The following is a 21,066-nucleotide window of genomic DNA, read 5'->3' on the forward strand; positions in this document are numbered from 1 at the left end:
GGATCAGTTCTCGGACTGGGGATGAACGCTGTCGCCCGGGCCGACGGGCTCCGCCGTCATGTTCTCGGCGTCCGCTCCGCCCGGGCAGACCAGCACACCGATGGCACCGGGGCCGACGTGCGTGCCGATCACCGCGCCGATCTCCGAGACCACCATCTCGCTGATCGACGGGATCCGCTCCCGAAGCGCCTCCGCGACCTCCTCGGCCCGCTCCGGTGCCTGCAGGTGGTGTACGGCCACCGCGGCGGGGCCGTGCCCCGCATAGTCGGCCGCGCTCTCGATGATCTTGGCGAGCGCCTTGGTCGCGGTGCGCGTCTTCTCCTTGAGCACCAGCTTGCCGTCCACCATGTGCAGCACCGGCTTCATGGCCAGCGCGGTGCCGAGCAACGCCGCGGCGGTGCCGATCCGGCCGCCCCTGCGCAGATGATCGAGCCGGTCGACCATGATCAGCAGCCGGCCGCGGTTCGCGACGTCCACGGCGCGCTCATAGACCGCCCGCAGGTCGCCCCCCGCCTTCGCGACCCTGGCCGCGGCCAACGCCGGGTAACCCAATCCCATTGCCGTGGACTGCGAATCGACGATACGGACGTTGCCGCCGAATCCCTCCGCGGCCTGCCGTCCGGCTTCCCAGGTGCCGGAGAGCTGGCGCGAGATGTGCACGGCGAGCACACCGTCGCCCGCGCTCTCGTCCAGTGCCCGCGAATACGCCTCGGTCAGCTCGCCCGGTGACGCCCCCGACGTGGTGATCGTGGCGCCCTGGGGCAGCGGTTGAGGCATCTCGTCGACACCCTCCCGCACATCGCTGCCGCCGACGAGGACGTGCAGGGGCACGACACGAATCCCGTACCGCTGCGCCACTTCGGGAGCGATACAGGCCGAGGAATCGGTGACGACGACGACGGGCACAGCGTTACCGTATGCCCTCCAGCGGTTCGCGGCCGGGAACCGCCGCGCGGATCGCGCTCAGCATGGCCGCGGCGACCCGCTCGTGCCCCTCCCAGCCCCAGTGGATGCCATCGGGATTGCCGTGCTCCGAGAAGACGTTCTCGCGGACCGCCTCGGCGAGGTCGACCAGCGGCACGTTCTTCTCCGCACCCCACTGCTCGAGCGCACGGACCGCGCCGGGCCGACCCGAATGCACCTTGCCGTAGGCCTCGCAGTCGTGGACGGACGGCAGGGTGCCGATCACCGGGAGCTCGGGACGCATGTATTCCAATGCGTTCCTTGCACTCTCGAGGTACTCGACGCTCAGTTTCGGGGGCAGCGCGACCGGCCAGCCGAGCGGTGACAGCCGCGGCTGCAACCAGCCGTAGGCGGACCGCACCACGCGCCGCAGCGCGGGCGGCCGCACGTAGCGGATCTGCTCACGCAGCGCGGTGGGCAGCGGCGAGGGCAGCGAATCCATACCGCCGACGGCGAAGACGACGGCCCCGGCGCGCGGCACGGTGGCCCACACCCGCGGGTCCTGGATCAGCGCCCAGTAGGCATCGCGGCTGGTCCAGCCGATCCGGGCGACCAGTTCGACGTCCCAACCGAGCTCGGCGGCAACGATGTTCGGCCAGATCCGAGGATGGTCGGCGGGCAGCCCGCCCTTCGGGCCGAAGTAGGACAGCGAATCGGCCAGTACCAACAGGACCGGGCGGCCGGGTTCGACGGGCGGTTCGACCGCGAGCTCAGAGGACATCGCTGGCCACCGTCGCCGAGGCGTTCCACACGTCCAGGCGCCAGCTCGGCGCGTCCGGATCCCCGTGGCCACTCAGCTGCACCCAGCTGGTGTTGCCCAGGCCTCCGAACACCGCCCACCGGTCGACGGGCAAATCCAGCAGCGCGGCCGTGAGAGCGGCGATCAGCCCGCCGTGCGCCACCAGCACGATCGGTTCGTCGCCCCAGCTCTCCTGCCGGGCAACCAGTTCGGTCACGACCGGTGTCGCGCGCCTGGCCACGTCGATCCGGCTCTCGCCGCCGGCGGGGCCCACCGGGCGTCGGCGCGCCAGGCCAGCCGGGCACCCGGGTCACGCTCGTCGACCTGGGTGTGGGTCAGCCCCTGCCACTGGCCGAGATGGGTCTCGCGCAGCCGCTCGTCGAGTCCGATCTCGAGGCCGGCGTGCTCACCCAACGCGGTGGCCGTGTCGCGGGCCCGCCGCAGGTCAGAGGAGACGATCGCGATCGGACGCCGCTCGGCCAGCACCCTGGCCGCCGACTTCGCCTGGACCCGACCGAGTTCCGAGAGATCGGTGTCGAGCTGACCCTGCATCCTGTCGCCCGCGTTGTACTCGGTCTGGCCGTGCCGGAGCAGGATCAAGCGCCGGACGGTCGGGCCGGTGGTGGGGCTTTCGGTCACTGAGCGGACTCCGGGTAGTCGGGGGACTCCACGGCCTCGTCCTCGGGGTGCCTGCGATCTTCGACCGCGGCTCGATGCCGTCGACCGGGACGACAGGGCAGTCCTTCCACAGCCGCTCGAGCGCGTAGAAGTTCCGCTCCTCGTCGTGCTGGACGTGGACGACCATGTCGACGTAGTCGAGCAGCGCCCAGCGACCCTCGCGGGTGCCCTCCTTACGGACCGGCTTGTGGCCGGCCTCGCGCAGCTTCTCCTCGACGTTGTCGACGATCGCGTTGACCTGACGCTCGTTCGCCGCTGACGCGATGACGAAGCAGTCGGTGATGACGAGCTGCTCGGAGACGTCGAGCACCACCACATCGCTCGCCAGTTTCTCGTCTGCTGCCAGCGCCGCGATTCGCGACATTTCAAGGGCTTCGGCGGATGCGCTCACTACGTGTTCTCCCGGTTCTGCGGATGGGTACTGATCTTGTGCGGTGCCGGTTGCGACACGGTGACGGCGCCGTCGAGGCGCTCGGAATCGTGCGGTCGGTACAGATTGCGTTTCGAGATGTACTGCACGACGCCGTCCGGCACGAGGTACCAGACGGGACGGTTTTCGGCGGCCCGGAGCCGGCACTCTGTCGAGGAGATCGCCAGGGCGGGGACCTCGATCAGTGTGACCGCGTCCTCCGGCAGGCCCTCCAGGTGTTCGGCCAGGTGCCCGACGCCGAGCTCGAAGCCCGGACGGCTCACGCCGACGAACTTCGCGAGTTCGAACAGTTCCTCCCAGTCCTGCCAGGACAGGATGCTCTCCAGCGCGTCCGCGCCGGTGATGAAGAACAGTTCGGCATCGGGATGCTGGTGGTGCAGATCGCGGAGGGTGTCCACGGTGTAGGTGGCCTTCTCTCGGTCCACGTCCACCCGGCTGACAGAGAAGCTGGGGTTCGAGGCCGTCGCGATCACGGTCATCAGGTAGCGGTCCTCGGCCGGGCTGACGGTGCGCGCGGCCTTCTGCCACGGCTGCCCGGTCGGCACGAAGATCACCTCGTCGAGCGCGAACCGGTCCGCGACCTCGCTGGCCGCGACCAGGTGGCCGTGGTGGATCGGGTCGAACGTGCCGCCCATCACACCGAGGCGACGCGGTCGTCGCCTTGGGGCTGCTCCTGGTTCCTGCTGCACGAGTGTCGAGCTTACTGGCTGCCGCCGCGCGGCCCGACCGTGCGCCGCCCCGGCGCCCACCGCCGGGCTCACACCGGGAGCAGACCCTCGACCACCGCGGCGAGCTGCTGCGCCGACCGGCACTCGTGCATGGTCACCGTGTCCGCGTAGACGAAGGCGGCGGAGTCGCCGCTACCCCACTGCCCGCGCGGCTCCGGGTTGAGCCAGTGCGTGTGCTTGGCGACCGCGGCGAGGTGGGTGAGCGCCGCGACGTTCGGGTCGCGGTAGTTGTTTCGCGCGTCGCCGAGGATCAGCAGCGAGCTCTTGCTGGTCAGACTGTGCGCGAAGCGTTCGGCGAAGACACCGAGCGCATTGCCGTAGTCGGAGTGGCCGTCGTAGGTGATCAGGTCCGCCTCACGGATCATCCGCGACATCGCCGCGCCGAGGTCGGCCCCCGCATCGAAGAACCGGGTCACCTCGTCGGTGGTGTCGATGAAGGCGAAGACGCGCACCCGGGAGAACTGTTCCCGCAGGGCGTGCACGAGCAGCAGGGTGAAGTTGCTGAAGCCGGCCACCGAACCGGAGACGTCGCACAGCACCACCAGCTCCGGTCGGGCAGGCCGCGGCTTGCGTTGCACGAGGTCGATCGGCACCCCGCCGGTCGACATCGACTTGCGCAGCGTCTTGCGCAGGTCGATGGCGCCAGCCCTGCTGCGCTTGCGCCTGGCCGCGAGCCGGCTCGCGAGCTTGCGCGCCAGGGGGCTCACGCTGCGTCGCAACGCGACGAGCTCGGTGTCCGAGGCCCGCAGGAAGTCGACCTCCTCGGCGAGCCGGGGCACCCCGTAGGTCGCCACCCGATCCTTGCCGAGTTGTTCGGCGGACCGGCGACGCGTCTCCACCTCGACCATCTTGCGGAAGTCCGCGATCCGCTGCGCTGCGGTCCGGCGCGCGACCTCGGTGGCGTAGTCGCCGTCCGGGTGCTCGCCGTCCACGCTGTTGCCGATCAGTCCGTCGAGGATCCGGGCGAGCAGCGTCTCCGGCGCCACATCGCGTAGCGCCTGGTAGGCGGAGAAGGACGGCCCCTTGGAGGACTCGTACTTGCCGAGCTCCTCGACGAGTTGCCCGGTGAGCAGCTCGGTCAGCGCCAGCGACTCGGGCGATCCGTCGGCGAGCAGCCCGGCGATCAGCTCCCGCAGGGCGTCGAAGTCCACCAGGCCCTCGGGGGTGCGCGGGATCGACACCTCGGCGCCGCCGTCCGCGCGCAGTCCCACGCCTGCGGGGAACCAGAGGTCGAACAGCGCGTCGAAGGTCGCACGGTGGGTTGGCCTGCGCAGCAGCGAACAGGCCAGGCCCTCGCGCAGCGACTCCCGGTCCAGCAGGTCGAGGACGGCCATCACCCGACCGGCGTCGACGGTTTCCGAGGGCCCGACCGCGATCCCCCGCTTACGCAGCGCCTCGACGAAATCGACGAGGTGGCCGGGCAGCCCGTGCGGCGACGCGAGGGCACCGGGCGTGTGGGGCGTTGCGGCCATATCGGTTCCGTCCTCTCGGTTGCGGCGAGCTAGTTCAGCCGGAGTTCGGACGCCGCCCGCTGCTGATCGGACTGGTGCTTGAGGATGACGCCCATCGTGGCGCGGACCGCATCGTCGTCGAGCGTGTCCATGCCGAGCGCCAGCAGCGTGCGACCCCAGTCGATCGTCTCGGCGACCGAGGGCAGCTTCTTGAGCTGCATGCCGCGCAGGACACGGATGGTCCGCACGAGCTGCTCGGCCATCGCCTCTGGCAGTTCGGGAACCCGGCTGGCGAGGATGCGCCGCTCGAGGTCCGCGTCCGGGAAGTCGAGGTGCAGGAACAGGCAGCGGCGCTTGAGCGCCTCCGACAGCTCGCGGGTCGCGTTCGAGGTCAGCACCGCGAACGGCTTGCGGGTCGCGACAATGGTGCCCAGCTCGGGGACGGTCACCGCGAAGTCGCTGAGCACCTCGAGCAGCAGGCCCTCGATCTCGACGTCCGCCTTGTCGACCTCGTCGATCAGCAGCACGGTGGGGTCCTCGCGGCGGATCGCGGTGAGCAGCGGACGCGGCAGCAGGAACTCCTCGGAGAACACGTCCTGCTTGGTCGAGTCCCAGTTGTCGCTGCCCGCCTGGATGCGCAGGATCTGCTTGGCGTGGTTCCACTCGTACAGCGCGCGGGACTCGTCGACGCCCTCGTAGCACTGCAGACGCACCAGCTCCGCATCCGAGACCTGTGCGACGGCCCGGGCCAGCTCGGTCTTGCCGACGCCTGCGGGCCCCTCGATGAGCAGCGGCTTGCCGAGCCGGTCGGCGAGGAACACCGCCGTGGCGGTGGCCTTGTCGGAGAGGTACCCGGTCTCGGCGAGCCGGGTGATCACCTCATCGACGCTCGCGAAGATCGGCGGCGTCGTCGGAAGTGCGCGGTCCACACTCGCTCCTTGTGCTTGTCGGGGTCTGTCAGTCCTGCGGGGCCGGCATCTACACCGGTCGGGTGTGCCCGTCGCCCCAGACGGTCCACTTGGTGGAGGTCAGCTCGGGCAGGCCCATCGGACCGCGAGCGTGCAGCTTCTGTGTGGAGATGCCGATCTCCGCGCCGAATCCGAACTGCTCGCCGTCGGTGAACGCGGTGGAGGCGTTGACCATCACGGCGGCCGCATCGACCCGGGCGGTGAACTCGCGGGCCGCGGCCAGATCCGCGGTCACGATGGCCTCGGTGTGACCGGTGCCGTAGCGGTTGATGTGGTCGATCGCGTCGTCGATCCCGTCGACCACCTTGAGCGCCACGTCGAGCGAGAGGTACTCCTCGGCCCAGTCGGCCTCGGTGGCGGGCACCTGTCCGGGCAGATCGCCGTGGATGATCACGCCCTGCGACTGCAGCGCCTGGGTCACCGCGGGCAACGCGGTCTCCGCGATGGCCTTGTCGATGAGGACGGTCTCGGCGGTGTTGCACACGCTCGGGCGGCGGGTCTTGGAGTTCAGCACGATCTTGACGGCCATCGGGAGGTCGGCCGCGGCGTGCACGTACACGTGGCAGTTGCCGACGCCCGTCTCGATCGTCGGCACGGTGGCGTCACGGACGACGGCGTTGATCAGCCCGGCGCCTCCGCGGGGGATCACGACGTCGACCAGACCGCGGGCCTGGATCAGGTGGGTCACGCTGGAGCGGTCCTCGCTGGAGAGCAACTGCACGGCGTCGGCGGGCAGGTCCTGCGCGGCGAGCGAGGCACGCAGGACCTCGACGAGCGCGGCGTTGGAGTGCACCGCGGAGGAGGAGCCGCGCAGCAGCGCCGCGTTCCCGGACTTGAGCGCGAGACCGAACGCGTCGACGGTGACGTTGGGGCGGGCCTCGTACACCATGCCGATCACGCCGAGCGGCACCCGCACCTGACGGATCTCCAGGCCGTTGGGCAATGTCGCGCCGAGCACCACCTCGCCGACCGGATCCGCGAGCCCGGCGACCTGCCGCAGGCCTGCCGCGATGCCGCCGACGCGATCGGCGGTCAGGCGCAGCCGGTCGAGCAGGCTCTCCTCGGTGCCGGTCGCCTTGGCTGCCTCGATGTCGAGGGCGTTGGCGGCGAGCACCGCGTCGGTGGCGGCGAGCACGGCATCGGCCGCCGCGTTCAGGGCCGCATTCTTCTGCGCGGTCGTCAGCTGAGCCAGCACCCGCGACGCCACACGGGCGTTGCGGGCGGCCTCGTGGACGGCCGCACGGGCCGCGTCCGGGCGCCCGTCGTCCTCGCCCTGGGCAGCACCGTTCGTCTCCACCGTCTTGCTCACCGCGGTCATGAGTACAGGGTAACGACCGGCCCGGCGCATAATCGTTCAGCCCAAGTCGTTAACAGAGGAAATAAAGCTCCCATGACCCAGTCCCACACCGAGGTGCTCACCGAGGAACCGTCCGAGGGCTACAGCCGCGGGCTCAGTTCCCGGACCATTCAGATGATCGCCCTCGGCGGCGCCATCGGAACCGGCCTGTTCTACGGCGCGGGCGGCGCGATCGAGGAAGCCGGACCGTCGCTGATCCTGGCCTACCTCGCGGCGGGGCTGGTGATCTTCGTGATCATGCGGGCGCTCGGCGAACTGCTCAGCTACCGCCCCGTCTCGGGCAGCTTCGGCGAGTACGCGGAGGAGTTCCTCGGCCGCTTCTTCGGGTTCGTCACCGGCTGGACGTACTGGGCGGTGTGGGTGGCCACCTGCATGGCCGAGATCACGGTGGCAGGCAAGTACGTCGAGTTCTGGTGGCCTGCCGTGCCGACCTGGCTGACGGCGCTGGTCGTGCTGGTCGCGCTGTTCGGCGCCAACCTGATCTCGGTCAAGCTGTTCGGCGAGGCAGAGTTCTGGTTCTCCGCCATCAAGATCACCGCGATCCTGGGCATGATCCTGATCGGCATCGGCGTGCTCACCCTTGGCTTCGGTCACGCCACCAACCCAACGGTGACCAACCTGTGGGCGGACGGTGGGGTGTTCCCCAACGGGTTCGGGGCCGCGCTGATGAGCCTGCAGATCGTGATGTTCGCGTACGTGGGCGTCGAGCTGGTCGGCGTGACCGCGGGCGAGGCGAAGGACCCGAAGCCGACCCTGCGCAAGGCCATCAACACCCTGCCGTTCCGGATCGGCCTGTTCTACATCGGCTCGCTCGTGGTGATCATGTCGGTGGCGAGCTGGCGCGATTTCCACGCGGGGGTGAGCCCGTTCGTGGAGGTCCTGCAGCAGATCGGCATCCCGGCCGCGGCGGGCATCATGAACTTCGTGCTGCTGACGGCGGCCCTGTCCTCCTGCAACTCGGGCATCTATTCCACCGGGCGGATGCTGCGGAGCCTGTCGCAGCGCAACGAGGCCCCGGCCGCGCTCGGCGCGCTCAGCAAGCGGTCGGTCCCGTTCGCGGGCATCACGCTGTCCGCGGGCGCGATGGTGATCGGCGTGATCGTCAACATCGTCTCCCCCGACCGCGCGTTCCTCTACATCACCTCGGTGTCCACGGTGGGCATCATCTTCGTGTGGGGCACCATCCTGGTCTGCCACCTCAAGTTCCGGGCGGCGGTCCGGGCCGGTCTGCTGCCTGCCGCGGAGTACCGCCTGCCGGGGGCACCGGTGACCAACTGGCTGGCCCTCGCCTTCCTGGCGATGGTCGTGGTGCTGCTCTTCTTCACCTCCACCGGCCGCACCGCGCTGGTCGTCGGCGTCGTGTTCGGGGCCGCCGTGTGCGGCGGGTACGCCCTGCTGCGCGCGCGTGTCCCCGCCCACACGGACTGAGACCCCGCGGAACCCGACTAGCCTCGGCCCATGTCCGCTCCCCGGATCACCGTCCTCGGCAGCATCAACATGGACCTGGTCACCACCACCCCGCGGCTGCCCGCGCCCGGTGAGACCATCCTCGGCCACGGCTTCTCGACCGGGCCGGGAGGCAAGGGCTCCAATCAGGCCATCGCCGCAGCCCGCGCGGGCGCCCAGGTGCGGTTCCTCGGTGCCGTCGGCGACGACGCCTTCGCGCAGGAACTGAGGAGCGCGCTGGTCGTCGCGGGGGTGGACGCCACCCTGCTGCGCGAGACCATGGGGCTGAGCGGGGTCGCGGTCATCTCGGTCGACGACTCCGGCGAGAACTCCATCGTCGTGGTGAGCGGCGCCAACGCCGCCCTGTGCGAACCGACGGACACCGAACTCGCCGCGATCGCCGACGCCGACCTTCTGCTGTCCCAGCTGGAGCTGCCGCTGGCCGCGGTGACCGCAGGCGCTCGGCACGCCCGGGCGAACGGGACCACGGTGATCCTCAACCCGTCGCCTGCGGCGCCGCTCCCCGACCAGCTGATCGCGTGCGTGGACGTGCTCGTCGTCAACGAGACCGAGGCCGCGCAACTCGGCGCCGCGACCCTGGCGCTGGTGCCCGATGTGGTCACCACCCTCGGCGCACGGGGCGCCACCCTGCGCGGTCCCGGCGGCCTGCAACTACGCAGCGAGCCGCCCGCCGTCGAGGTGGTGGACACCACCGGCGCGGGCGACGCCTTCGCCGGGACCCTCGCCGCGTCCTGGCACCTCGGGCGGGAGGTCGCGCTCGCTCGGGCCTGCGCCGCAGGAGCCCTCGCCACCACCAGGGCGGGGGCCGGTTCGGCGCCGACCCACGCCGAGGTCGACGCCGCGCTCGGGCGGCAATGACCTGATGTCGTGGTCGTCGGGCACCATGGGAGCCATGACCACAGCCACCGAGCCCGACGCCCTCGATCTCCGTGCCGACGCGGAACGGTTGCTGCGCGAGCTCGCCGGCCCCGACGCCACGCTTCGCGAGGATCAGTGGACGGCGATCGAGGCGCTGGTGGTACAGCGCAAGCGTGCGCTGGTGGTACAGCGGACCGGCTGGGGCAAGTCCGCCGTGTACTTCATCTCCGCGAAGCTGCTGCGGGCGCGCGGACACGGACCCACCGTGATCGTCTCCCCGCTGCTGGCCCTGATGCGTAACCAGGTGGCCTCGGCGGAGCGTGCCGGGGTCCGCGCCGCGACGATCAACTCCGGCAACGTCACCGAATGGGACGAGATCCACGCCGCCATCGCCGACGGGACCGTCGACGTGCTGCTGGTCAGCCCGGAGCGGCTGAACAATCCCGACTTCCGCGACCAGGTGCTGCCCTCACTGGCCGCGGACGCCGGCCTTGTCGTGGTCGACGAGGCGCATTGCGTCTCAGACTGGGGCCACGACTTCCGTCCCGACTACCGACGGATCCGCACCCTGATCGGTGAGCTGGGCGAGGGCATCCCCGTGCTGGCCACCACCGCGACCGCGAACGACCGGGTGGTGGCCGACGTGTCCGCACAGCTCGGCGTCGGCGGCTCCGAGACCTTGGTGCTGCGCGGCGGCCTCGAGCGGGAGTCGCTGCGGCTGTCGGTGGTGCACATCGACGAGGCGAGCAAGCGCGCCGCCTGGCTCGGCCAGCAGCTGGGCCGGCTGCCCGGGTCCGGCATCATCTACACCCTCACCGTGTCGGCCGCCCGCGACCTGGCCGGGCTGCTCGCCGAGCAGGGCCACGAGGTGGCCGCCTACACCGGCCAGACCGACCCGGCCGAACGCGAGAGCCTCGAGGCGGACCTGCTCGAGAACCGGGTCAAGGCCCTGGTCGCGACGTCGGCGCTGGGCATGGGATTCGACAAGCCCGACCTCGGGTTCGTGGTCCACCTCGGCGCACCCTCCTCCCCGATCTCCTACTACCAGCAGGTCGGCCGCGCAGGCCGCTCCACGGATCGGGCCGAGGTGGTCCTGCTGCCCGGGTTCGAGGACCGGCAGATCTGGAGCTATTTCGCCAGCATCGCGTTCCCGCGCGAGCACCTGGTGCGCAGGGTGATCGAGGTGCTCGACGCCGAACGACCGCAGTCCACGCAGGCGCTCGAACCGCTGGTCGAACTCAGCCGGAACCGCCTGGAGATGGTTCTGAAGGTCCTGGACGTGGACGGCGCCGTCAAGCGGGTCCGCGGCGGCTGGATCAGCACCGGGCAGCCGTGGGAGTACGACGCGGAGCGATACGGCAGGCTCGAGCAGGCCCGCGAGTCCGAGCAGCAGGCGATGGTCGAGTACCAGCGAACCCCCATGTGCCGCATGGAGTTCCTGCGCCGCCAGCTCGACGACCCCGGCCTGTCCGCCGACCCGCAGCCGTGCGGGCGCTGCGACAACTGCGCCGGCTCCGCCCACTCGGCGGAGGTGGACGAGGAGGCCATCGCGCGGGCGCGGGCACGACTGGATCGGCCCGGTGTCGACCTGGCCCCGCGCAAGCAGTGGCCGACCGGCCTCGCCAAGCTGGGCGTGCCGCTGTCCGGCAAGATCACCGACGGGCCCGAGACGGGCCGGGTGCTCGGCCGCCTGTCCGACCTCGGTTGGGGCCAGCGCCTGCGCACGCTGTTCGACGAGCCCGACGGCCCGGCGCCGGACGCGATCGTCGACGCCTGCGTCAAGGTGCTCGCCGCCTGGGACTGGCAGCAGAGACCGACGGGGGTGATGGCCCTCGAGTCGGCGACCCGCCCACAGTTGATCTCCTCGCTCGCCGACCGGCTCGCAACGGTCGGGCGGCTCCGCAACCTGGGCGTTCTCACCAGGAACCCCGAGCGCCCGCCGGTCTCCGCGGCCAATTCCGCCTACCGCGTGGCCGGGCTGACGGGGGCCTGGCTGGCCCCGGATCTCCGCGATGCCGACGGCCCGATCCTGCTGCTCGACGACCTCGCCGACACCGGCTGGACGCTCACGATGGCGGCCCGCGAACTCCGTGCGGCGGGCGCCCCGGCTGTCCTGCCGTTTGCCCTGGCGAGCGTCAGCTGACCCCCTCGGTGTGACCAGCCTCACACAGTCGGGCTCACCAGTGCGGGAGCCGGGTCAGGGCATGCGGAATCGCCGGGGGTAGCTGAAATCCGTTGCCCCCATTGTTACGTTCGTTCGACAGATGAGCCCCGTTACAAAGAGTGCGACCCCGACCACCGTTCCCGGAGCGGTGACGACAAGGCAGCCCGAAATCGATGACGCCGTGCGCATGTGGGAGATTGCCCGCGATTCGCAGGTGCTCGATCTGAACTCAAGCTATGCATACCTGTTGTGGTGCAGGGACTTCCGCGACACATCCGTGGTCGCGGAGCAGGACGGCCGCGTGGGCGGTTTCGTCACCGGTTTCGTCCGTCCGGAAGACCCGCGGACGGTCTTCGTCTGGCAGGTGGCGGTCGACGAATCGCTGCGCGGCCGCGGAGTGGCCGCGGCAATGCTGAACGACCTGCTCGATCACCTCGCCCTCCAGGGCGTCACCAGGCTCGAGACCACGATCAGTCCGGGTAACGACGCGTCCCGAGCCCTGTTCTCGTCGGTGGCACGGATGCGGTACGTCGACATCACACAGCGAGAACTGTTCACCAACAGCCATTTTCCCGATCAGCACGAATCCGAAGAGCTCTACATCATCGGCGATGACACCACCGGAGGAGAGCAATGACCACCCTGGAAGACATCAGCATCTTCGAAACCCTCGAGTCCGAGGTCCGCAGCTACAGTCGCAGCTGGCCGACCGTGTTCAGCTCCGCGTCCGGGTCCTGGATTCGCGCCGAGGACGGCCGCGACTACCTGGACTTCTTCGCAGGCGCGGGCGCGCTGAACTACGGCCACAACAACCCCGAGCTCAAGCAGGCCCTCGTCGACTACATCCTCGGCGACGGCATCACCCACAGCCTCGACATGTCCACCGTGGCGAAGCGACGGTTCCTCGAGACCTTCCAGCGGAACATCCTCGAACCGCGCGGACTCGACTACAAGGTCCAGTTCCCCGGCCCGACCGGCGCGAACACCGTCGAGGCGGCACTCAAGCTGGCCAGGAAGGTCACCGGCCGAGAGTCGATCATCAACTTCACCAACGCCTTCCACGGCATGACCCTTGGCGCACTGTCGGTCACGGGCAACTCGATGAAGCGCGCGGGTGCGGGGGTTCCGCTGGTCCACGCGACCCCGATGCCCTTCGACAACTACTTCGACGGCGCCACCGAGGATTTCCACTGGTTCGAGCGGGTGCTGGACGATTCCGGCAGCGGGCTGAACCGTCCCGCCGCGGTCATCGTGGAGACCGTGCAGGGCGAGGGCGGTGTGAACGTCGCGCGGCCCGAGTGGCTGCGGGCGCTCGCCGAACTCTGCCGGAGCAGGGGCATCCTGCTCATCGTCGACGACGTCCAGATGGGCTGCGGGCGAACCGGTCCGTTCTTCTCCTTCGAGATCGCGGGGATCACGCCGGACATCGTCACACTGTCCAAGTCGATCAGCGGCTACGGCCTGCCGATGGCCCTGACGCTGCTGCGGCCCGAGCTCGACGTGTGGGCGCCCGGCGAGCACAACGGCACGTTCCGCGGCAACAACCCCGCCTTCGTGACGGCGACGGCCGCGATCGAGCAGTACTGGACCGACGACACGCTGGAGCGTTCCACCGCCGCGAAGGGCAAGCGCATCGCGCAGATCTTCGCCAATCTGTCGGACCAGTTCGACGGAGTCAGCACCCGCGGCCGCGGCATGGTCCAGGGCCTGGTGTTCGACGATCCGGGTAGGGCGGTCAAGGTGTGCGGGCTCGCGTTCGACGAGGGCCTGCTCGCCGAGACGTCCGGCCCCTCCGACGAGGTGGTCAAGCTCCTGCCGCCGCTGACGATCACCGACGCCGAACTCGACCACGGCCTGAGCATTCTCGCCGAGGCCACCGCCAAGGTCTGCGCCTGAGGAGGGACCGAAGATGATCGTCCGCACCACCGAAGAGATCACCGGCACCGAGCGCGACATCACCAGCGCCGATGGGAACTGGCGCAGCAAGCGCATCGTGCTCGGCGGCGATCGCGTCGGATTCTCGTTCCACGAGACCACGATTCGGGCCGGATCCGTCAACGAGTTCCACTACGCCAATCACGTCGAGGCGGTCTGGCTGATCGAGGGCGAGGGCATCCTCACCGACCTGGACAATGGCGTCGTCCACCAGCTCGGCCCCGGCTCGATGTACCTGCTCGACGGCCACGAGCGGCACCGCGTGGAGCCGGTCACCGAGATGCGCATGCTGTGCGTGTTCAACCCCCGGTCACCGGTCGCGAGGTCCATGACGAGAACGGCGTCTATCCGCTGATCGAGGTCGCCGGCTAGCCGTAGGCGCTGCGCGCCCGTGCATGGTTGACGAGTGCAGGGACTCGTCAACCACGCACGGGCGGCGAAGCCGCCTATCCGGTCGTGATCGAGCGCTTGGCCAGGAGCCAGCGTTCGTCGACCTTCTGGAAAACATCGCGGTAGGTCCCCATGCTGGCGAGTTTCGGCGCGGTGGCGGTGTCGACGAAGAACTGCCAGACCGACTGCACGCGTGCGGAATCCTCGGAATCGAAGACGATGGATACGCACGAGCTCACATGCCGTGTCGCCGTGCCAGGACCGGCGATACCGTCGGCCCGACGGCGGCCGGCACTCTCTGCGATCGCCCTTCGGCCCTCGACGATCTGGGGTCCGATCGCGACACTCGGTCCTGCGCTCTTCATCTCCCAGACCGCGTCCTCCGTGAAAAGCTGTACGTAGTCGTCGATCTGTCCGTCGTCGGCCAGATGAGCAATCCGCGCAACAAGCGATCGGATCACCTCGGACGGGCACTCGGTTGCCATCGATCACTCCTCGCTCGAAGAAACTGTCTCGTTGGAATGTATGCAGGGTCGCGGATGCGGTTCCCGCGGGATGCTCCCAGAGCATGCGTCAATGATCATAAAATTAGAACCTGTTCTAGTATCATGTACAAAAGTCCTGGTCACTCACATCGGGGGGTTGTATGGCGTACTTCGCGCTTGGAGATGGGGGATTTGATCCACTGCCGTTCTCTCAGAGCCAGTGGTCCCCGGACGCAATCAATGGGTCTGCACTAGCGGGCTTGACCGCGTATGCACTGGAATCGGACTGTGGTGCGCCCGGGTTTCGTGTTGCCAGGTTCACGATGGACATCTTCCGGCAACCGGCATTCGCGTCGCTGCAGACCGAAACTGCCGTGGTTAGAGAAGGACGCAGCGTCCGGATCGCCGACGTGCTCGTACGCCAGGGCGCACGCACGGTCGCACGAGCATCCATGGTGTCGATCCGACCGACTCAGGAACCCAACGGATCCCGGTGGCATCCGGACAGTCCGTCGATGTCGCTGTCCGATACCCAACTGGCGGCGTTGAGCAAGCCGGGCATCCTATGGGGCAGTGATGGACATGCGGATGGGTGGAGCGAGTCGATGCCGCAGCACCAGAACGCAAGCAGAAAGCGGCTGTGGTTCCATCAACCCCAGCTGTTCGCTGAATCGGAGAACTCGCCCTTCGTCCGTGCCGCGATGGCCGGTGAACTGGCCAATACCCTCACCAGTTGGGGTGATGGTGGAATCGGGTTCATCAACCATGACGTGACAATTCTCTTGGCTCGCCCGCCGATCGGGACACTGGTCGGTATCGAGGCTGACAACCATGCCTCCGACGACGGCATCGCTGCGGGAGCTGCGTCGATGTGGGACAGCCAGGGACGTTTCGGAATAAGCGTCGTCAGTTCGGTTGCTCACATGGCGGGCAGTTTGGATGCTGCGAGCGGTCCCGCGGAATGGTCAGAGACTGATCCTTCCTACGCGCCGAACTTTGACACGGCTCAGTAATTCGCCCGAGGAGACCGACATGACGACCGTGCCCATCGCCCTCGGCCCGCACGCCGACCCACTGTTGATTGAGGCCATCGCCTCTGGCGGAGGCGAGTGGGCACCGATGGTCGATGCGCAGGCCCTGGTCTGGGCGGCCGAGCCCGACCGGTTCCCCGACGAGCTGCCGGAGTCGATCCGGTGGGTGCAGCTCTACTCCGCCGGGGTCGAGGACTGGTTCACCGCCGGGATCATCGCTCGCCACCCGGGGATCGTGTTCACCTCGGCTGCGGGCGCGTTCTCCGCGACCGTCGCCGAGCACGCCTTTGCGCTGCTGCTGGCCGGGGTCCGGGCACTGCCCGGGCAACTCGCGGCCACCAGCTGGCGGCAGCAGGAGTTCTTCGGCAAGGTCGGGACGCTGCGCGGGAGCACGGTGACGATCCTCGGCGCGGGCGGCATCGGGCGCGCGCTGATCCCGATGCTCACCTCGGTCGGCGCGTCGGTGATCGCGGTCAACCGCTGGGGCCGGGAGGTCGCCGGCGCCGCCCAGACCCTGCCCGCCGACCGGACCGACGAGGTCTGGGACCGCACCGATCACGTCGTGGTCGCGGCTCCCGCGACGGCCCGGACGCGACACCTGGTCGGCGCCGAGCAACTCGACCGCCTCGGGGCCCACTCGTGGGTGATCAACGTGGCACGGGGCTCCCTCGTCGACACCGACGCCCTGGTGAACGCGTTGCGGGACAAGGCGATCGGCGGTGCCGGGCTCGACGTCACCGACCCCGAGCCACTGCCGGACGGCCATCCGCTGTGGACGCTGCCGAACGCGATCATCACCCCGCACTGCTCGAACCCGCCGTCCGTCCGACCGCCCGCGTTCGCCGACCACGTCGCGACGAACGTGCGACGCTTCGTGGCAGGCGAGGAACTGCAGGCGCGGATCGACCCGGTCGCGGGTTACTGAGACCCTGACTCCTCGTCCGGGGTGACGGCGGGCTTCGCAGGCGACACCCGAATCACGCCGGCGTCCAGGTCGAGTTCGAGGCGCGGCTGATGCGTCTGCCCGTCACTGTCCTGGCTTCCGTCGTTCTCCAGCTTCTTCCCCGGGAACAGCTCACCGATAACTCCCATGCGATCGACCGTACTCGCGGCGCGACCGGTCCGCTCGACCTCAGGGTCGTTCCGCAGGCTCCACTCCCGCCGCCGGGTAGAAGAGCTCGCGGGCGCGCCGGGCCACCTCCTCGGCGGGCACGTCCTCGACCTTCGTGCAGACGGCCCACCGGTGCCCGAACGGATCGAGGAACACCCCGTGCCGGTCCCCGGAGAACGTGTCCGCGACGGCGCTGATGAGGGTGGCGCCCTCGCGAACCGCCCGGTCCACGAACGCGTCGGAGTCCTCGACGTACACCACCACCGAGCTGTGCACCCAGCCCTGCTCGGGCGCCTTGAGTCCGTAGTCGGGCATGTCGTCGGACAGCTGCAGCATCGAGTCGCCGATCCGCAGCTCGGCGTGCATCAGGCCGCCGTCGGGGGCGTCCATCGCGTCCACGACCTCGGCGCCGAGGCCACGGCGATAGAAGTCCAGCGCCGCCTGGCCGTCCTTGACGGCGAGGTAGGGCGTGAGGGTCCGGTATCCGGCGGGAACGGGGTTCACTGTGCTCATGCCCACCAGTGTCGGGCGACGCACCCGATGCGGGATTGAAGATTCGCGACACGGCTAGCCTGGAAGCCATGTCCGCTCCCCCACTCGAGACCGCGGCGGCAGGCGAGGACCACGAGCGTCTGGCCGGCCTGGTGAGCGGCCGCCGCGTCGTCGCGCTGACCGGCGCGGGGATGTCCACCGACTCGGGCATCCCGGACTACCGGGGCCCCGATTCCCCGCCCCGCACCCCGATGACATTCCAGCAGTTCATGGGCGACGCAGCGTTCCGCAGGCACTACTGGGCCCGCAACCACCTCGGCTGGCGGTACATGGACGCGTCCCGACCCAACGCCGGACACCGCGCGCTCGCCCGGCTGGAACGGGCGGGCGTGGTCGACGGCGTGCTCACCCAGAACGTGGACCTGCTGCACACCAAGGCGGGCAGCAGGAACGTCATCGACCTGCACGGCAGTTACGCGCAGGTGCGATGCATGGCGTGCGAGGCCCGGATCTCGCGGTTCACCCTCGCGCAGCGGCTCGATGCCGCGAATCCCGGGTTCGCCGAATCCGTCTCCGCGGCAACGGGAGTCGAGATCGCACCCGATGCCGACGCGGTGATCGAGGAGACCGCACACTTCGTGATGGTGGACTGCGAGCACTGCGGGGGATCCTCAAACCGGACATCGTCTACTTCGGCGAGAGCGTGCCCAAACCACGGGTCGAGGCGGCATTCGCGATGGTCGCCGAGTGCGACCTGCTGCTGGTGCTCGGGTCCTCGCTGACCGTCATGTCCGGGCTGCGCTTCGTCCGCCGTGCCGCAAAGGACGACATCCCGGTCGTCATCGTCAACCGCGGCCCGACCCGGGGCGACGAGTTCGCGGCCCTCAAGCTGGATGCAGGCTGCTCGCAGGTCCTGACCGCCCTGACACCGCATCGGTAGACTCCGGGCATGTCGAAGTTCAGCGACAAGGTGAAATCACTCTTCAGCAGGCGCAAGCCCGTCACCCCGGAGGATGCCGCCGACATCTCCGACTGGGTGAACGAGGGCGGCGCGCTCCACCCCGAAGGACCACCAAAGGTCGTCGGCGACCCGCAGGACAAGCCGAAGGCTCCCTGACCGCTAGAGCGGGACCAGGTCGTCCGCGTGCACCACGGGCCGCTGCAGCTCTGACGGCAGCTCGACCGTGGACCGGCCAAGCATCTCGCCGAGCTCGGTCGAGTCGTAGGCCACCACGCCACGCGCGACCGGCGAACCGTCGGGCCCGAACAGCGACACCACGTCCCCGCCGTAGAACCGGCCGTCGACGCCGGTGATCCCCGCGGGCAGCAGCGACCGCCGCCGGTCCACCACGGCGCGCACCGCACCCGCGTCGAGATGCAGCCCGCCCGGGTGTCGGCGGCATGCCGCACCCAGAACTTGCGCGCGGACATCCGGGTCGGCCTCGCCGCGAAGGCCGTGCCGACGCCCGCGCCCGTGAGCGCAGCGGCGGCATCGGTGGCCGCGGCGAGCAGCACCGGCACCCCGGAGTCGGCCGCGAGCCGGGCCGCGGACAGCTTGGAGGCCATCCCGCCGGTGCCGAGCGCTCCCCCGGACCCGGCGACCACGCCGTCGAGATCCTCGGGGCTGGTCACCTCCGGGATCAGGGTCGCGCCGCCCTTGCGTGGGTCACCGTCATACAGTCCGTCGACGTCGGAGAGCAGGACCAGGGCGTCCGCCCCGACGAGATGCGCGACCATCGCGGCCAGCCGGTCGTTGTCCCCGAACCGCAGCTCGGTGGTGGCGACGGTGTCGTTCTCGTTGACGATCGCGACCGCACCGAGGGCACGGAGCCGGTCGAGGGTGCTCTGCGCGTTGCGGTGCTGGGTACGCCGGGCGATGTCGTCGGCGGTGAGCAGCACCTGGCCGACGGTCCGCCCGTACCGCGCGAACGAGGTGCCCCAGGCATGCGCGAGCGCCAGCTGCCCGACGCTCGCCGCCGCCTGCTTGGTGGCGAGATCCCGTGGCCGCTTGGTCAGCCCGAGCGGTGCGATGCCCGCCCCGACCGCGCCGGAAGACACCACCACGACGTCGGAACCGGCGCGCATCCTGGCCTCGATCGCGTCGGCGAGGGCGTTCAGTGCCCGCAGGTCGATGCCGGACTCCATGCTGGTGAGCGCGGAGGACCCGATCTTCACGACCACGCTGCGCGCGGTCGCGATGGTGGCGCGGGTCTCCGAGAGCGAACGGACCGCGTCGTCCATCACTGTTCTTCGGGATCCAGGCCTTCGAGGCCACGCCGGATCCGGTGCGCGTGCTTGCGCTCGGAGGCACCGATGCGGTCCACCTGGTCGAGTCGCGGGTCGGTGCCGCGACCGGTGCGGGTCAGGTCGATGCCTGCCGGGGTCTGCGGCTCCCACTCGAAGCTGACGTCGCCGATGGTGACGTAGCAGCCGGGCTCGGCGCCGTGCTTGACCAACGCGTCCTCGACACCGAGCCGGGCGAGCCGGTCCGCGAGGTAGCCGACGGCCTCGTCGTTGTCGAAGGCCGTCTGGCGGATCCACCGCTCGGGCCGGACACCGCGGACGATGAAGCCGCCGGGGGTCTCGGGATCGGCGACGACGGTGAAGTCGCTCGCGTTGGAGGCGACGGGACGGATCACCTGACGCTTCGGCTCCGCCTTCGGATGCGCCTCGCGGTACTCCTCGACGAGCTTGGCGAGCGCGAAGGTCAACGGACGCAGCCCTTCCCGGCTCACGGCCGAGATGGTGAACACGGGCCAACCGCGCGCCTCGAACTCCGGGGTGACCATCTCGGCGAGCTCGGCAGCGTCGGGGACATCCGCCTTGTTGAGGACCACGATGCGGGGCCGGTCGGCCAGGTCACCGAGGCTCTCGTCGCCGGAGAGTGCGGGCTTGTAGGCGGCCAGCTCGGCCTCGAGCGCGTCGACGTCGGAGACCGGATCACGGCCGGGCTCCAGGGTCGCGCAGTCCACCACGTGTGCCAGCACAGCGGTGCGTTCGATGTGACGAAGGAAGTCAAGTCCGAGGCCGCGCCCCTGGCTCGCGCCGGGGATCAGGCCCGGGACGTCGGCGACGGTGAACGTGGTGTCGCCGCTCGAGACCACGCCGAGGTTCGGCACCAGCGTGGTGAACGGGTAGTCGGCGATCTTCGGCTTGGCCGCCGAGAGCACCGAGACCAGGGAGGACTTGCCCGCAGAGGGGAAGCCGACCAGTCCGACGTCGGCAACCGACTTGAGCTCGAGGACGAGGTCGCGTTGAACGCCCTCCTCGCCGAGCAGCGCGAAGCCCGGCGCCTTACGGGCCTTCGAGGCCAGCGCGGCGTTACCCAGTCCACCGCGGCCACCGGGGGCGGCATCGAATCGGGTTCCCGTGCCGATCATGTCGGCGAGGACATTGCCGTCCGAGTCGAGGACGACGGTGCCGTCGGGCACCTTGAGGATCAGATCCTGGCCGTTTGCGCCCTCGCGGTTGCTGCCTGCGCCCTGCGTGCCGTTGCTCGCCTTGGCGTTCGGGTGGAAGTGGAAGTCCAGCAGGGTGTGCACGTTCTCGTCGACGACGAGCACCACGTCACCTCCGCGCCCGCCGTTGCCGCCGTCGGGACCGCCGAGCGGCTTGAACTTCTCGCGGTGAACGGAGGCGCAACCATTGCCGCCTTTTCCGGCGCTGACATGCAGCACCACGCGGTCAATGAATCGGGACATGACTGCCGGATCCCTTCCTCAGGGTGAAAAGCAAATAGGGGCGAGCAGGGTATGAGACCCTGGCCCGCCCCTACTGGGAGCTTAGAACTGTCATCAGTCACCGTGACGGTGACACGAG

Annotated in this window: 18 protein-coding genes and 5 pseudogenes; 10 read left to right on the plus strand and 13 right to left on the minus strand. The window is 69.6% G+C overall.

Annotation, left to right across the window (positions count from 1 at the left end; all coding sequences use genetic code 11):
* Positions 1-3 precede the first annotated feature (3 nt).
* From BTZ20_RS16190 to BTZ20_RS16225, 8 genes and pseudogenes are all read right to left on the minus strand, one after another.
* Entirely contained in the window at positions 4-906 is a 903-nt protein-coding gene (locus tag BTZ20_RS16190) for a DegV family protein (RefSeq protein ID WP_083742706.1), read from the minus strand.
* A gap of 4 nt (positions 907-910) precedes the next feature.
* Positions 911-1,684: a diglucosylglycerate octanoyltransferase gene (gene octT, locus BTZ20_RS16195; protein WP_077042071.1), complete on the minus strand. Its 774-nt coding sequence runs from the start codon at positions 1,682-1,684 to the stop codon at positions 911-913.
* Positions 1,674-2,254, minus strand: a pseudogene (locus tag BTZ20_RS16200) (histidine phosphatase family protein). Before BTZ20_RS16200 ends, octT begins: the two are co-directional and overlap by 11 nt.
* 151 nt (positions 2,255-2,405) lie before the next feature.
* Positions 2,406-2,771: pseudogene (rsfS, locus tag BTZ20_RS16205) on the minus strand (ribosome silencing factor); the annotation flags it as partial.
* Entirely contained in the window at positions 2,771-3,445 is a 675-nt protein-coding gene (nadD, locus tag BTZ20_RS16210; protein WP_145982310.1) for a nicotinate-nucleotide adenylyltransferase, read from the minus strand. The gene nadD and the pseudogene rsfS, both read right to left, overlap by 1 nt.
* A gap of 122 nt (positions 3,446-3,567) precedes the next feature.
* Positions 3,568-5,010, minus strand: coding sequence for a vWA domain-containing protein (locus BTZ20_RS16215; protein WP_077042073.1), 1,443 nt, complete (start codon positions 5,008-5,010; stop codon positions 3,568-3,570).
* 29 nt (positions 5,011-5,039) lie between these two features.
* A complete protein-coding gene (locus BTZ20_RS16220) occupies positions 5,040-5,918 on the minus strand; it encodes an AAA family ATPase (protein ID WP_077042074.1) in 879 nt (292 codons plus the stop codon).
* Between the two features lie 49 nt (positions 5,919-5,967).
* Entirely contained in the window at positions 5,968-7,275 is a 1,308-nt protein-coding gene (locus BTZ20_RS16225; RefSeq protein WP_077042075.1) for a glutamate-5-semialdehyde dehydrogenase, read from the minus strand.
* A gap of 72 nt (positions 7,276-7,347) precedes the next feature.
* Here BTZ20_RS16225 and BTZ20_RS16230 point away from each other — a divergent pair, with 72 nt between their 5' ends.
* The 6 genes and pseudogenes from BTZ20_RS16230 to BTZ20_RS16255 all read left to right on the plus strand — a co-directional run bounded on the left by BTZ20_RS16230 (position 7,348) and on the right by BTZ20_RS16255 (position 14,110).
* Positions 7,348-8,742, plus strand: a complete 1,395-nt coding sequence (locus BTZ20_RS16230) for an amino acid permease (RefSeq protein ID WP_077042076.1) — start codon at positions 7,348-7,350, stop codon at positions 8,740-8,742.
* A gap of 30 nt (positions 8,743-8,772) precedes the next feature.
* Complete coding sequence (locus BTZ20_RS16235) at positions 8,773-9,639, plus strand: ribokinase (RefSeq protein ID WP_077042077.1); 867 nt, start codon at positions 8,773-8,775, stop codon at positions 9,637-9,639.
* A gap of 34 nt (positions 9,640-9,673) precedes the next feature.
* Entirely contained in the window at positions 9,674-11,782 is a 2,109-nt protein-coding gene (locus BTZ20_RS16240; RefSeq protein ID WP_077043767.1) for a RecQ family ATP-dependent DNA helicase, read from the plus strand.
* Between the two features lie 121 nt (positions 11,783-11,903).
* Positions 11,904-12,440: a diaminobutyrate acetyltransferase gene (ectA, locus tag BTZ20_RS16245; RefSeq protein ID WP_077042078.1), complete on the plus strand. Its 537-nt coding sequence runs from the start codon at positions 11,904-11,906 to the stop codon at positions 12,438-12,440.
* Entirely contained in the window at positions 12,437-13,699 is a 1,263-nt protein-coding gene (gene ectB / locus BTZ20_RS16250; protein WP_077042079.1) for a diaminobutyrate--2-oxoglutarate transaminase, read from the plus strand. The genes ectA and ectB overlap by 4 nt, the downstream gene beginning before the upstream one ends.
* A 13-nt stretch (positions 13,700-13,712) precedes the next feature.
* Positions 13,713-14,110, plus strand: a pseudogene (locus BTZ20_RS16255) (ectoine synthase).
* Between the two features lie 74 nt (positions 14,111-14,184).
* Here the strand turns inward: BTZ20_RS16255 and BTZ20_RS16260 are convergent.
* Positions 14,185-14,613: a nuclear transport factor 2 family protein gene (locus tag BTZ20_RS16260; protein WP_077042080.1), complete on the minus strand. Its 429-nt coding sequence runs from the start codon at positions 14,611-14,613 to the stop codon at positions 14,185-14,187.
* A 161-nt stretch (positions 14,614-14,774) separates the two neighbouring features.
* Between BTZ20_RS16260 and BTZ20_RS16265 the strand changes: the two genes are divergently transcribed.
* Both BTZ20_RS16265 and BTZ20_RS16270 read left to right on the plus strand, forming a co-directional pair.
* Positions 14,775-15,626 carry an acyl-CoA thioesterase domain-containing protein gene (locus BTZ20_RS16265; RefSeq protein WP_077042081.1) on the plus strand — a complete coding sequence of 284 codons (852 nt, stop codon included), beginning with the start codon at positions 14,775-14,777 and terminating at the stop codon, positions 15,624-15,626.
* Positions 15,627-15,645: 19 nt separating this feature from the next.
* The gene (locus BTZ20_RS16270; RefSeq protein WP_077042082.1) at positions 15,646-16,569 is read left to right on the plus strand and encodes a D-isomer specific 2-hydroxyacid dehydrogenase family protein; all 924 of its coding nucleotides are present in this window, start codon (positions 15,646-15,648) and stop codon (positions 16,567-16,569) included.
* Here BTZ20_RS16270 and BTZ20_RS27300 read toward each other — a convergent pair.
* Together BTZ20_RS27300 and BTZ20_RS16275 are read right to left on the minus strand one after the other, a co-directional pair.
* Positions 16,563-16,736, minus strand: a complete 174-nt coding sequence (locus BTZ20_RS27300) for a hypothetical protein (protein ID WP_189636483.1) — start codon at positions 16,734-16,736, stop codon at positions 16,563-16,565. The genes BTZ20_RS16270 and BTZ20_RS27300 overlap by 7 nt on opposite strands.
* Before the next feature lie 40 nt (positions 16,737-16,776).
* Positions 16,777-17,268, minus strand: coding sequence for a VOC family protein (locus BTZ20_RS16275; protein ID WP_077042083.1), 492 nt, complete (start codon positions 17,266-17,268; stop codon positions 16,777-16,779).
* A 68-nt stretch (positions 17,269-17,336) separates the two neighbouring features.
* Here BTZ20_RS16275 and BTZ20_RS16280 point away from each other — a divergent pair.
* Positions 17,337-18,187, plus strand: a pseudogene (locus BTZ20_RS16280) (NAD-dependent protein deacetylase).
* 9 nt (positions 18,188-18,196) lie between these two features.
* Positions 18,197-18,364, plus strand: a complete 168-nt coding sequence (locus BTZ20_RS27305) for a hypothetical protein (protein WP_189636484.1) — start codon at positions 18,197-18,199, stop codon at positions 18,362-18,364.
* Between the two features lie 3 nt (positions 18,365-18,367).
* Here BTZ20_RS27305 and proB read toward each other — a convergent pair.
* Positions 18,368-19,488: pseudogene (gene proB / locus BTZ20_RS16285) on the minus strand (glutamate 5-kinase).
* The gene (obgE, locus tag BTZ20_RS16290) at positions 19,488-20,948 is read right to left on the minus strand and encodes a GTPase ObgE (protein ID WP_077042084.1); all 1,461 of its coding nucleotides are present in this window, start codon (positions 20,946-20,948) and stop codon (positions 19,488-19,490) included. Before obgE ends, proB begins: the two are co-directional and overlap by 1 nt.
* Positions 20,949-21,066: the final 118 nt, after the last annotated feature.

Source organism: Rhodococcus sp. MTM3W5.2, from assembly GCF_001984015.1.
In the GTDB taxonomy this organism is placed as follows: Bacteria; Actinomycetota; Actinomycetes; order Mycobacteriales; family Mycobacteriaceae; genus Rhodococcus_G; species Rhodococcus_G oryzae.

What these genes read in the sequence shown, in the direction of transcription:
- BTZ20_RS16260 (WP_077042080.1), bottom strand. Translation starts at nt 14,613, where the DNA reads ATGGCAACCGAGTGCCCGTCCGAGGTGATCCGATCGCTTGTTGCGCGG.
- BTZ20_RS16265 (WP_077042081.1), top strand. Translation starts at nt 14,775, where the DNA reads ATGGCGTACTTCGCGCTTGGAGATGGGGGATTTGATCCACTGCCGTTC.
- octT (WP_077042071.1), bottom strand. Translation starts at nt 1,684, where the DNA reads ATGTCCTCTGAGCTCGCGGTCGAACCGCCCGTCGAACCCGGCCGCCCG.
- BTZ20_RS16215 (WP_077042073.1), bottom strand. Translation starts at nt 5,010, where the DNA reads ATGGCCGCAACGCCCCACACGCCCGGTGCCCTCGCGTCGCCGCACGGG.
- BTZ20_RS16230 (WP_077042076.1), top strand. Translation starts at nt 7,348, where the DNA reads ATGACCCAGTCCCACACCGAGGTGCTCACCGAGGAACCGTCCGAGGGC.
- ectA (WP_077042078.1), top strand. Translation starts at nt 11,904, where the DNA reads ATGAGCCCCGTTACAAAGAGTGCGACCCCGACCACCGTTCCCGGAGCG.
- nadD (WP_145982310.1), bottom strand. Translation starts at nt 3,445, where the DNA reads ATGGGCGGCACGTTCGACCCGATCCACCACGGCCACCTGGTCGCGGCC.
- BTZ20_RS16235 (WP_077042077.1), top strand. Translation starts at nt 8,773, where the DNA reads ATGTCCGCTCCCCGGATCACCGTCCTCGGCAGCATCAACATGGACCTG.
- BTZ20_RS16270 (WP_077042082.1), top strand. Translation starts at nt 15,646, where the DNA reads ATGACGACCGTGCCCATCGCCCTCGGCCCGCACGCCGACCCACTGTTG.
- BTZ20_RS27300 (WP_189636483.1), bottom strand. Translation starts at nt 16,736, where the DNA reads ATGGGAGTTATCGGTGAGCTGTTCCCGGGGAAGAAGCTGGAGAACGAC.
- BTZ20_RS16240 (WP_077043767.1), top strand. Translation starts at nt 9,674, where the DNA reads ATGACCACAGCCACCGAGCCCGACGCCCTCGATCTCCGTGCCGACGCG.
- BTZ20_RS16225 (WP_077042075.1), bottom strand. Translation starts at nt 7,275, where the DNA reads ATGACCGCGGTGAGCAAGACGGTGGAGACGAACGGTGCTGCCCAGGGC.
- BTZ20_RS16275 (WP_077042083.1), bottom strand. Translation starts at nt 17,268, where the DNA reads ATGAGCACAGTGAACCCCGTTCCCGCCGGATACCGGACCCTCACGCCC.
- ectB (WP_077042079.1), top strand. Translation starts at nt 12,437, where the DNA reads ATGACCACCCTGGAAGACATCAGCATCTTCGAAACCCTCGAGTCCGAG.
- obgE (WP_077042084.1), bottom strand. Translation starts at nt 20,948, where the DNA reads ATGTCCCGATTCATTGACCGCGTGGTGCTGCATGTCAGCGCCGGAAAA.
- BTZ20_RS27305 (WP_189636484.1), top strand. Translation starts at nt 18,197, where the DNA reads ATGTCGAAGTTCAGCGACAAGGTGAAATCACTCTTCAGCAGGCGCAAG.